9 protein-coding genes are annotated in these 11,185 nt (G+C 69.2%); 6 read left to right on the top strand and 3 right to left on the bottom strand.

The annotated features are described in order from the left end of the window. The first annotated feature begins 67 nt into the window (after positions 1-67). Positions 68-2,368: an MMPL family transporter gene (locus ACFU8Q_RS33530; RefSeq protein ID WP_384461491.1), complete on the top strand. Its 2,301-nt coding sequence runs from the start codon at positions 68-70 to the stop codon at positions 2,366-2,368. Positions 2,369-2,528: 160 nt separating this feature from the next. Here the strand turns inward: ACFU8Q_RS33530 and ACFU8Q_RS33525 are convergent, their stop codons facing one another. Both ACFU8Q_RS33525 and ACFU8Q_RS33520 read right to left on the bottom strand, forming a co-directional pair. After that, positions 2,529-3,221, bottom strand: a complete 693-nt coding sequence (locus ACFU8Q_RS33525; protein ID WP_384461488.1) for a DUF4232 domain-containing protein — start codon at positions 3,219-3,221, stop codon at positions 2,529-2,531. A 282-nt stretch (positions 3,222-3,503) separates the two neighbouring features. Further along, positions 3,504-4,130 carry a hypothetical protein gene (locus ACFU8Q_RS33520; protein WP_384461485.1) on the bottom strand — a complete coding sequence of 209 codons (627 nt, stop codon included), beginning with the start codon at positions 4,128-4,130 and terminating at the stop codon, positions 3,504-3,506. A 920-nt stretch (positions 4,131-5,050) separates the two neighbouring features. Between ACFU8Q_RS33520 and ACFU8Q_RS33515 the strand changes: the two genes are divergently transcribed. Then, positions 5,051-5,902: a lysophospholipid acyltransferase family protein gene (locus tag ACFU8Q_RS33515; RefSeq protein ID WP_384461481.1), complete on the top strand. Its 852-nt coding sequence runs from the start codon at positions 5,051-5,053 to the stop codon at positions 5,900-5,902. Positions 5,903-6,002: 100 nt separating this feature from the next. Here ACFU8Q_RS33515 and ACFU8Q_RS33510 read toward each other — a convergent pair whose 3' ends face one another. Further along, positions 6,003-6,509 (bottom strand): GNAT family N-acetyltransferase, encoded by a 507-nt coding sequence (locus ACFU8Q_RS33510; RefSeq protein ID WP_384461478.1) that lies wholly within the window; start codon positions 6,507-6,509, stop codon positions 6,003-6,005. Positions 6,510-6,879: 370 nt separating this feature from the next. Between ACFU8Q_RS33510 and ACFU8Q_RS33505 the strand changes: the two genes are divergently transcribed. From ACFU8Q_RS33505 to ACFU8Q_RS33490, 4 genes are all read left to right on the top strand, one after another. Then, complete coding sequence (locus tag ACFU8Q_RS33505) at positions 6,880-8,187, top strand: LCP family protein (protein ID WP_384461475.1); 1,308 nt, start codon at positions 6,880-6,882, stop codon at positions 8,185-8,187. A 257-nt stretch (positions 8,188-8,444) separates the two neighbouring features. Then, a complete protein-coding gene (locus ACFU8Q_RS33500) occupies positions 8,445-9,140 on the top strand; it encodes a 4'-phosphopantetheinyl transferase (protein WP_384461473.1) in 696 nt (231 codons plus the stop codon). A gap of 142 nt (positions 9,141-9,282) precedes the next feature. Then, positions 9,283-10,404, top strand: a complete 1,122-nt coding sequence (locus ACFU8Q_RS33495) for a P1 family peptidase (RefSeq protein WP_384461470.1) — start codon at positions 9,283-9,285, stop codon at positions 10,402-10,404. Between the two features lie 108 nt (positions 10,405-10,512). Further along, positions 10,513-11,127: a hypothetical protein gene (locus ACFU8Q_RS33490; RefSeq protein WP_384461467.1), complete on the top strand. Its 615-nt coding sequence runs from the start codon at positions 10,513-10,515 to the stop codon at positions 11,125-11,127. Positions 11,128-11,185: the final 58 nt, after the last annotated feature.

Here is an 11,185-nt window from a genome sequence, read left to right as displayed (position 1 = left end):
GGACGAACCACCTCGCCGAAGGCGAGTTTGCGCAGGAACACCCCACCAAGAAAGAGGAGAGCAGCTCATGCTGCCCAAGAGCAAATCCGCTCACCGTCCGCCAGGCGGCATCGACGGCGCCGGACGGCGCTTACCTACTCACTCCCGCGGCGGACCCGGTCGCAGCGCAGGGGTGATCGCGGCCGTCGCGGGCTGGTCGGCCCGGCACCGCGCCCTGGCGATCGGCGGGTGGCTCGCACTCGTAGTGGTCGCCGTTCTGTCCAGTGCCCTGGTCCAGGGCGGCAGTGCCCGGTCCGTCGATCCGGGGGAGGCCGGTCGGGCCCAGCAGATGGTGGACGCGCAGGACAGTGGCGGCTCCATCCGGGAGAACGTACTGATCCAGTCCAGGGACGGCGCCGATCGACGGTTTCCGGACGACCCCGAACTGAGGGATGCCACCAGGGACTTGGTGGCCGAGTTGCACCGGACCCCGGGCGCGGTGCGTGATGTCGGCTCCCCGCTGGCGGCGCACGGCGAGCGGTGGGTGGCGCAGGACGGCCGGTCCGGCCTTGTCACCTTCGAAGTGGCAGGCCCCGATGAGCAGTTCAAGACCCACTACGAGGCCGTGGCCAAGGCCGTGGAACAGGTCGGGGAGAGCCATCCGCGGGTACGGCTCGCCCAGGCAGGCGACCACAGCCTCTCCGAGGCGGTCAACGACGGGATCAAGGACGACCTCAAGCGCGCCGAGACGACCTCTCTGCCGCTGACGGTCCTGATCCTGCTGGTCGTCTTCGGTTCCCTGGTCGCCGCCGGTATCCCGTTGCTGCTGTCGGCGACCACCGTGGCGGCCGCGTTCGGCCTGCTGCAACTCGTGAGCCGGTGGGTGCCGTTCAACAGCGCCGCCTCCGCGATCGTGCTGCTGATCGGCATGGCGGTCGGCATCGACTACTCGCTGTTCTACCTGCGCCGGGTGCGCGAGGAGCGGGCGGCCGGACACGAGGTGCGGGAGGCGCTGCGGATCACGGCACTCACCTCGGGGCACGCCATCGTGGCCTCCGGCCTGACCGTGATGGTCTGCATGATCGGCCTGCTGTTCACCGGCGTGGATGTCTTCAAGGGTCTGACCGTCGGCACCGTCCTGGTGGTCGGCCTCGCGGTGCTCAGCTCCGTGACGGTCCTGCCCGCCCTGCTTGCCGCCCTCGGCGACCGGGTCGACAGGGCGCGCATCCCCTGGCTCGGCAGGCGCAGGATCGCGGCGCAGGAGTCGCGTCTTTGGGAGCGGGTGGCGCGGGCGGTCGTACGTCGGCCCGTGCCGGCCGGTGCGACAGCAGCGCTGGCCCTGCTGCTGATGGCGTTGCCGGCGCTCGGGATTCGTTTGCAGGACGCCGCGGTGACGGCCAGTCTGCCGCCCGGTGTTTCGACTGCGGTGGATGCGGCGACGCGGATGCAGGGGGTCTTCCCCGGGGCGGCGACCGCGGCCCGGGTGGTCATCGACCGTGCGGACGGCGCGTCGGCCGACACCTCCGAGGTGCGGGAGGCGATCGACGGGCTCCACGCGCAGGCCGCCGCTGGTCATGGCGCGCTGCGGGAGCCGATCACAGCCGTACCGGTCGGTGACGCGATGGTGGTACGGGTGCCGTTGGCGGGCGCCGTCACCGATCCCGTGGCGAATCGGGCCCTGGAATCCCTCCGTGAGCGCGCGCTCCCCACGACCCTCGGCACGGTGGAGGGCATCGACTACGCAGTCGCCGGCAGGACCGCCATGCCCCATGACTTCGCGGACCAGGTGAACAGCCGGACTCCTGCCGTCTTCGCGTTCATCCTCGGCCTCGCCTTCCTCCTGCTCGCCGTGACGTTCCGGTCGTGGACGATCCCCCTGGCGTCGATCCTGCTCAATCTGCTGTCCATCGGCGCCGCGTACGGGGTGCTGGCCCTGGTCTTCCAGGACGGCCACCTGGAATCGCTGCTGGGGTTCATCTCCTATGGAGGAGTGGTCAGTTGGCTACCGTTGTTCATGTTCATCATTCTGTTCGGCCTGAGCATGGACTATCACATCTTCATCCTCAGCCGGATCAGGGAACGGTGGCTCGCGGGTACGGAGCCGCGCGAGGCGGTCGTCGGTGGCATCGCGGCCAGCGCGGGTGTCGTCAGTAGCGCGGCGCTCATCATGACCGGTGTCTTCACGGTCTTCATGACCCTGTCCGCCATCGAATACAAGATGCTGGGCCTCGGCATGGCGCTGGCCATCCTGATCGACGCCACCGTCGTGCGCGGTGTGCTGCTGCCGGCCGCTCTGTCCCTGCTCGGCGAGCGGGCCTGGAGCCGCAGGACCGGCGTGATCGGACGCGCCTCATCGAGCAGGAAGCCTTCCGGGGCGGACGGGTCCTGATACCCGCTTCCCAGGGGCCGTCAGGTGCTCGAGCGGGGCAGCCGGCAGGCACGTGGACATCCACGACAGCCGGGCCGGCGCCCCGCCTCGAGAACGGAGACGGCAGTAGTCGGCGTCACCGGGACGGCGGCTACGTCCTGCGAGCGGTGTGCGCGGGGTGTCAGCCGACCTTGTTGGCGGGGCCGACCTCCAGCTTGGGACCGTTGTCGGAACCGTCGGTGGCGGGGAGCGAGCCCGCGGGCCACTGCACGGTCGCCTGGTGCGTGTCGTTCGGGGGTGTGACGACGATCTGGGTGGGCCGGATGCCGGAGCCGCCCGAGTTGTTGACGGGGAACTGGATGTTGAAGGCGGCGGACTCGCCGGGCTTGAGGGTGGCCGGATACGGCTTCTCGCTGTTGCGCGGAATGGACATGCTTCCGGCATTGGTCTTCAGGTCGACGCCGGGGAAGCCGCTGACGCGACAGTTCTGCCCGCCCTTGTTGAAGAGCTGGACCGTGACGATGCCGGTGTCCTTGTTGTCCGCGCCCGCGCTGTTGTCGACGGCGGTGACGCGGAGGGTGGAGGTGGTGCAGATGGGCGTCTTGGAGCTGTTGCTGCCGCCCGTGCCGGAACTGTCGTTGCTTCCTGTGCTGCCGCCCGTGCTGGTGCCGGCTCCGGAGCTGCCGCCGCTTCCGGAGCTGTCGCTGCTGCTGCCGGTGGCGCTGTTGCGGTTGTCGCTCTGGTCGGCGGACGTACTCGCCGCAGGAGTTGACGCGCCCGCCGCGGCGTCATCGCCGTTGCAGGCGGTGAGTGCGAGTGCGGAGACGAGCGTGATGCCTGCGAGAAGGCTCTTGGTGAGGTGCGTGTGCTTCATGGGTTCCCCCGTGCTCGGTGTTCTTCGGTCGTTCCTCGGCCGTCCGGCGTGGCTACCGGGTGCTGTCCCGAACTGTGGTGGACGGCTGGGACGTTGATCAAGTCGGCACGCCCGATTCGGGACACTGGAACGGTTCCACCCCCTGGCCTGGGGAAACAGGTGGTCCCTGGAACGCCGGGACGGAAGGCCGGGACGGAGGAAGCGGGGGTGAGGACGTGGTGCGCCGGCCCGATTCCGGCGGGCCGGCGTACCACGTCATGTCACGTCGCGCGGGCGATCCGGTCAGTAGCCGTAGTAGCCGTTTTCGATCACTCGGAAGCTGCCTCCTACTCCATTGCTGACGAACACACCCCCTTCGACGCGGTTCGGGAACACGCCTTCAGTGGCGCCGTGGGGGCCGACGACGGCGACAGGGGCGCCGTTGTCGCAGGTCGCCCCGCTGAAGACCTCGACGGTCCGCCGGCTGTCGTTGAAGATGTTGAAGCTGGTGGATCCCAGTCCGCTGGCCGCGCTGATGCAGCCGCTGGGGGAGGCGGAGTACGTGCGCTCGTTGAAGTAAATCCTGCCCTCGTCGTAGCCCCGGCCTCCGTAACCCCGGCCCTGGTCGCCTCTGCGCTCGTCGCCGCCCCTGCCTTCGTCACCGCCTCGGCCCTGATTGCCTCGGCCTTCGTCGTTGCCGCCTCGCCCCTCGTCGTTGCCTCGGCCTTCGTTGCTCTTTCCGGCGTCAACGCTGTCCTTGGGGGCCACAGCGGGGGCCGGCGCTGGGGCTGGGGCGGCGGCCGCTTGCCGGACGACCGGGGCGGCCTGTGGCGGCTCGTTCGTGGCGGCCGAGGTGAAGGTGCTGCCGGTGGTGGTCAGGGCCGCGGCGGCGGCGATGGTGGCAGTGAGGACGGTGGAACGTGTGATCATGTCGTTTCTCCTGTCTCGGAGTGAGGTCGGCTGAGCAGCGGACCCGTGATTGAACGTACGTAGGGACTCCATAGCTGTCATTTCGGGGCATAGCGGGATGTCGGTGCCGGAGCATCGGCTGCGGTGGCAGTCACCCGTATGCCATTCCGCTGCAACGTGACGTATCGTCAATAACTTTGTGTGTGGGTGAATTGATGTGACGTTCGCCCGTTCGGGTGTCTTCTGGGGATCTGTTCACCCTGGAAGCGGTGTGTCGTATGTTGACTCAAGCCCGAGTAGGCGTTGCCGGGCTCGGTGGCGCCTCGCCATGCACGAGCCTTTGTTGCCGCCGATGGTGCGTGTGTGCGGTCAGTGGGTGCCGTCCGAGGCGACCTTCGATCCCAGGTGAAAGCATTCCACTTTGCGCCTCCGACATGCCCGGCGGTACGTCCTCGGAGACCGGGTGGTCACCGGAGCGGCACGGCGAGAAGGCGGGCGAACTCGACGCGGCAACCACTCCGCGCCGCTGGAAACACTGGCCACACCGATCCGGAGGACGGACTTCCCCGTCGATTCGCACGGTATTCATCCGGCGCGCTCATACTCCGATCGGCGACGAAAGGAAGAACCGTGCCCGAGACCGGCGTCTCTCTTCAGCCCGGCCCTTCCGCGGCAGCCTCCGCGGGCACCGGCCCCGCAGTCCGTCGACGCACCGCGGTCCTGCGCCGACTGCTGACGGGGGCACCCAGTCACTTCCGCTTCGGGCGTTCTCACGGGCCGGCGGGGTGTGCTGCCGCAGTCCGCCCTCCGAATGGAGAACGGCAAATCATGCTCTCGACAACCGCGACAGCGGTCGCCGGTATCCACGACATCAGCACCTTGCCGCACGAGAACGTCGGCCCCTACGACCGCGACCGACGCCCCTTCCTCGGAGAGAGCCGGTGACCCCCTGGGCGGTCGAGCCGGTCTGCACACCCGCTTGCGCGAAGAACGCGGCATCCGGCGTGCCGTTGCCCGCGGCGGTCCGCCGCTACGCATCCGTCGCCGGCACCGTCATCCACAGCGCGGCGACGGGCGAGCGGCTGGGCGACCCCGACATCTTGCGCGCCGAGGCCGGGGCAGTCCTCACCGCCCTCGGGATACGACTGGACCTGGAGCAGGACGCCGGCCCGGAGCAGGACGTCGGCCCGGGGTGGGACCAGGAACAGCGGCAGGGGCAGGACCAGAAGTCGCTGACCGTACCCGGGCGGACCGGGACCCTGGTCGTGGCCAACCACATCTCCTGGCTCGACGTGGTCGTCCTGCTCGCGATCGAGCCCGTGACGCTGCTCGCCAAACGAGAGGTCGGCACCTGGCCCGTCATAGGGACGCTGGCCCGGCGCATCGGCACCCGCTTCATCGATCGCGGGGGCCTGCGCGAGTTGCCGTCGACCGTTGCCGAGCTGGCCCGGATGCTGCGCTCCGGGCAGTCCGTGATGGTGTTCCCGCAGGGGACCACGTGGTGTTCCGTACCCGGCGGCACGTTCCGACGCGCCATGTTTCAGGCCGCCGTCGACGCGGGCGCCCCGGTACGGCCGGTGACGATCGACTACTTCCAGCAGGGCGTCCCCAGCACGGTCGCGGGCTTCCTCGGCGACGAGGGGTTCGCCACGTCCCTGCGCCGGGTCGTCGGCTCCCGGGAACTGTCCGTACGGGTCACCACGCACCGTCCGCTGACCGGTGGCGACCGTCGCTCACTGGCGGCCGGGGCCCAGCGGGCCGTATCGGGATCCAGGGCGCCCGCCCACGCCTGACTCGTACCGGAAACCGAACGAGGGAAGAGGCAAGGCTCCGCAACGAACGTGCGTTCCTACTCGGTCCGCTCCGCGACCTCCGCCGAGCCATCCCTGTCCCTTACCGGTGAAGTGACCCTGGGACTTCGGTCAGGGCCTGGCCCAGTTCCAGTTCCCCCACCGTTTGATCCCCGCTCGTCTCTCCGGTCGGCCGAAACCCGAGCCCCAGATAGAAGCCCTCGGGGCCGTCCTCGCCCGGGTGCCAGGAGACGGTGAGCCGGGTGCCGCCGCGGCGGCGGATTTCAGCGGCCACGGACTCGACCGCGAAACGGCCGTAGCCGCGGCCCTGCTCACCCGCCGCGATATTGAGACGCCAGAGGCCCGAGCGGATGTCGGTGTTCTTGCCGTCGCCGGCGAAGTCGATGTCGAAGAACGCCATGAGGAAGCCGACGGGGCGGTCGCCGTCGAAGATGAGGCGAGGCCAGGCTATGCCGGGGTACACGTACGCCTCAGCGAGCGATTTCACGACCGGCGCGACCAGGTGTTCCTGGTCGGTGCGCACCTTCAGGCCGATCGCGACGTCGAAGTTGTCGACGGTGATCTTCTCCAGCCGGAGCGTAGACGTCATGCGGGAATCATAAAACCAAATGATCACCGGAGGATGCCTCCTCGACTTGGCTCTTGTGCCCGGCGGCGGTCTTCGACGCCCGGTACCGCAGAGCTGGCGAGGGGAAGTTCCGCGCGATCGGACAGAGTTACGCATCCGGTCCGGCCGACGCCGGCGTCTGCTACGGCATCGACATCATCCGAGCGGCTGTTCTCCGCAGGTATGTAGGGTTCGTCCACCGCAAGGTGCGGGGACGAAGGACGGGGCGAGCGAGCGGCTGAAGGGCCGGGCGCGGAGGGTCAGCGTGAGCAAAGAACGCAGGAAGCCGCGAGGCGGGGCGGGGCACAGGGCCGGCGAGAAGCCACGAGGGCGACTCACGAGACGGGGCAAGATGTTCGTCCGCGGCGGGGCCGTGCTGGGCGTGCTGCTTCTGGCGGCGGGCGGCGTCGGCGCCTGGATGTATCAGAGCCTCGACGGGAACATCCACTCCGCCGACATCGACGACAAGCTCGGCGGCGACCGGCCGGCCAACATGAGTCCGGGTTCCAAGAACATCCTGGTGGTGGGCTCGGACTCGCGCGACGGCGACAACGGGAAATACGGCAAGGGTCTGACCACGATGCAGTCGGACACCTTGATGGTCATGCACGTGGCAGCCAACCGGAAATGGGCCACCGTCGTATCGCTTCCGCGCGATTCGTGGGTGGGAATACCGACCTGCGACCGGGGTGACGGCACCCGGTCCACCCCGCATCACTTCAAGATCAATGAAGCCTTTGCCCTCGGCGGTACGAGCGGTGAGGTCGAAGGGGCCGCGGCCTGCACCATTCGGACCGTCGAACAGAACACCGGCCTGCGCATCGATCACTTCATGTCGATCGACTTCCAGGGATTCAAGGGCATGGTGAATGCCCTGGACGGCATAGAAGTCTGTCCCGAGACGGCGATCCACGACAAGAAGGCCCATCTCGATCTGGAGGCGGGGTGCCAGACGGTCAGGGACGAGAAGGCCCTCGGCTATGTCAGGACCCGCTACAGCGTGGGAGACGGCTCCGACCTCGGCAGAATAGGGCGTCAACAGGAATTCATGGAGGCCCTGGCGGCCAAGGCGCAGAAGAAACTCACCAGCCCGGCCGCCTTGTTCGGCTTCCTCGATTCGGCGACCAGATCACTGACCACGGACAAGGAACTGGCAGGGCTCAAGCCGCTCTCCGGGCTCGCCTCCGAACTCAAGGGAATCCCGAGTGACCGACTGACCTTCCTGACCGTGCCGAATTACGCGCGTGAGGCGGATGTGCCCACCGACAAGGCCAATGTGGTGTGGCAATACCCCCAGGCGGCGGACCTCTTCGCTTCGTTGGCTGCCGACAAGGAAGTTGACAAGAAGTCACTGGAGGCCCGCAGCAAGAACCCCGTGTACGCCGCGACGATCCGTGTGCGTGTACTCAACGGGACGGGAGAGAAGGGGCAGGCTTCAAAGGTCGCGGAAGCACTGCGCATGGCGGGATACACCATCATCGGCACGGGCAACGCCCCCAGTGACACACCAACGACGGCGGTCACATTTCCGCAGGGACTCGACCAGCAGGCGAAGGCACTGGCCTCCCGGGTGCCGGGAGCGCGGGCGACCGAGGACTCCGCGGCTGCTCCGGGCTCGGTGACGTTGACCGTCGGCGACAACTTCGACGGCACTCGCTGAACCTGACGGACGGCGGGGGCGCGCGAGCCGCGCCATGCCCGGCCCCGCAGCAAGGGGCCCGCGGTGAGCGGCGGGCGGCGGGGACTTCGCGGGCCGAGGGCTCCTGCCGTCGGCTCGCGAGCGTGCCGGTACGGGCCGTTCCGGGGCATGAGAACGTCGTCCGAAACGCAGCCGGGCGCTGTCGTAACCCCGCGTTCTTTGGGCAGTCTTTGGAGACGATGCGGAGAACGGATCAACCAGTCGGCACGAGGGAGAACATGATCGAGAAGATTCTGCCGCCTCAGGTGGCCGTGGTGGAGGCGTTCTCCGATCCGGTCGACGCGGCTCTCTTTCCCGGCGAGGAAGAACTGATCCGCAACGCGGTGGAGTCCCGGCGCAAGGAGTTCATCACCGCCCGCTGGTGCGCTCGCCGCGCGCTCGGCGTGCTCGGTATCGCGCCCGTACCCATCCTGAAGGGCGAACGCGGAGCGCCGATATGGCCGGAAGGCGTCGTCGGAAGCATGACGCACTGCGCCGGCTACCGAGCCGCCGCGGTCGCCCGCCGGGAGGACCTGCTCTCCGTCGGCATGGACGCCGAACCGCACGAGCCGCTGCCCGACGGGGTGCACGAGACCATAGCCCTGCCGGCGGAACAGCAGCGCGAGCGCGAGTTGCGCAGGACAGCCCCGGAGATTCGTTGGGACCGGCTGCTGTTCAGCGCGAAGGAGAGCGTCTACAAGGCGTGGTTCCCGCTCACCCACCGGTGGCTCGGCTTCGAACAGGCCGACATCGTCCTCCACTCCGACGGCACGTTCACGGCCGATCTGCTGATCCCCGCCGCGGACCCGGACCCGGTCCCGCCCGGCGGGGCGACGTCGACCCCGACAGGCTTCCGTGGCCGGTGGCTGGCCGCGGACGGTCTCGTGGCGACCGCGATCGCTGTCGAGAACGAGCCGGACACGCCCACCCGGTAGCGCCGACGAGCCGGACACGCCCATCCGGACGGCGCGACGAGCCGGACACGCCCGCCGGGCAGCGTGCGGGGCAGCCGCGAACGACGAGCGTCGGCGCCCGCACCTCGTCCGGCGTGCGGGTTCACCCGTACGCTCTGATCCCATGAGTGAAAACCGTAAGCGTGCACGCGAGTTGGGCATCCCGCTCACCGGGGAGCCGGGGCCGTGGAACGCGATCACAGACGTGCCCGGCGTCGAGGTCGGGTACGTCACCCTCGTCGAGGGCGACGACGTACGCACCGGAGTGACGGCGCTCCTGCCCCGTGGCCGGGACGGAGTCGGTACGCCCTGCGCGGCCGGTTGGCACTCGTTCAACGGCAACGGTGAGATGACCGGAACGGCCTGGATCGAGGAGAGCGGATCGCTTGCCGTCCCGGTGGTCATCACCAACACGTACGCGGTTGGCCCGGTGCACCGGGGCGTCGTCGAGTGGGTGCGCGCCCACTGCCGTGGCATGGCACCGGAGTGGCTGCTGCCGGTGGTCACGGAGACCTGGGACGGCCACCTCAACGACATCCACGGCCCGGCCGTGCAGTCCCGTCACGCGGCCGCCGCGATCGAGGCGGCCGGGTCCGGCCCGGTCGAGGAGGGATGCGTCGGCGGCGGAACGGGCATGCGCTGCTACGGCTTCAAGGGCGGCTCGGGGACCGCGTCCCGGGTGGTCGAGTACGGCGAGGACCGCTACACCGTCGGCGCCTTCGTGCAGGCCAATTTCGGCGCCCGGCGGGAACTGGTGGTGGCCGGTGTACCGGTGGGGCGTGAGCTGTCCGGTCCGGTCGGGGCACCGGACCCCGAACCGGCGCCCGGCGGGGAGCGCCCGGTGCCGCCCGGCGCGGGTTCGGTGATCGTGGTCGTGGCGACCGACGCACCGCTGCTGCCGGGGCAGTGCAAGGCGTTGGCCCGTCGGGTGACGCTGGGCCTGGCCCGCACCGGCACCACCGGCAGCCACTTCTCCGGAGACCTCTTCCTGGCTTTTTCCACGGCCAACCCGTCCGCGCTGACCAGCACGTTCCCCGAGGATGACGGCAGTGCGCCGTACGAGTCGATGCGCTTCGTGCCGTGGGGCCGGATGGATCCCTTCTACGGCGCGGTGGTCGAGTCGGTGGAGGAGGCGGTGCTGAACGTGCTCACCGGTGCGCACTCGATGACCGGCCGCGCGGGCCACCACGTCCCGGCGCTCCCGCTGGACCGGGTGACGGAACTGCTGGCGGTGCGGGAGCGGTGACGTACTCGCGGGAACAGTGCCCGTAGTACGGAGGGCCCGGCCGGGAAGACAGGCGCCCGGCGTGGTGGTCATTGGTCTCGTACAGGTTCGTCGGCCATACTGCCCGCCGTGGAGCAGCGCATAGATCCGAACACTCAGCCCGGGTACGCCGCAGGGACAGACCCGGCGTACATCCCTGGTCTCACGGCCCCTGCCCCTGCCGGGAAGCCGGATACGAGCCGGGAGCGGAGAGACCAGGAACAGACGGACGAGGAACAGACGTCCCAGGAGCAGACGTCCCAGGAGCAGACGTCCCAGGAGCAGACGTCCCAGGAACGGACGGGGCAGGAGCAGGCAGACCAGGAACAGGCGGACGAGCGGGAACCCGACGCCGCCGCCCCCGACGATGCCCTCGCGGAGGCCGTGTCCGAGGATGCGGCGGCTGATGACAAGGAGGCGGTGGACGGCCCCGTATTCGAGGTGAGCGACCGTCGCGGCTCGATCACCGCGGACCACGACGGCGTCCGGTTCCGGCTGGACGACCAGGAAGCCGAGTTCAGCTGGGACGAGGTCGGCGCGGTCGAGGTGAAGACCCCTCGGTTCGGCCGCCGGTTCACCGTCACGGTCCACATTTCGACCCGTCGATGGTTCAATGCCGAGGTCGAGGCGCCGGCCAGGAGCGACCTCAAGAAGTGGGCGGAGGACCTCGACGCGGTCCTGGACGTCTACTTCGAGGAGTCCTGACCACGGCGGTGCCGTCCGAGAGGCCGGGCCGGCGTCCGTAAGGGACGTCGGCCCCCTC

The sequence above is a fragment of the Streptomyces sp. NPDC057543 genome, assembly GCF_042801895.1.
GTDB lineage: Bacteria > Actinomycetota > Actinomycetes > Streptomycetales > Streptomycetaceae > Streptomyces.
The sequence above is the reverse complement of the archived record's forward strand: the minus strand, read 5'-3'. Positions and strand labels throughout refer to the sequence as shown.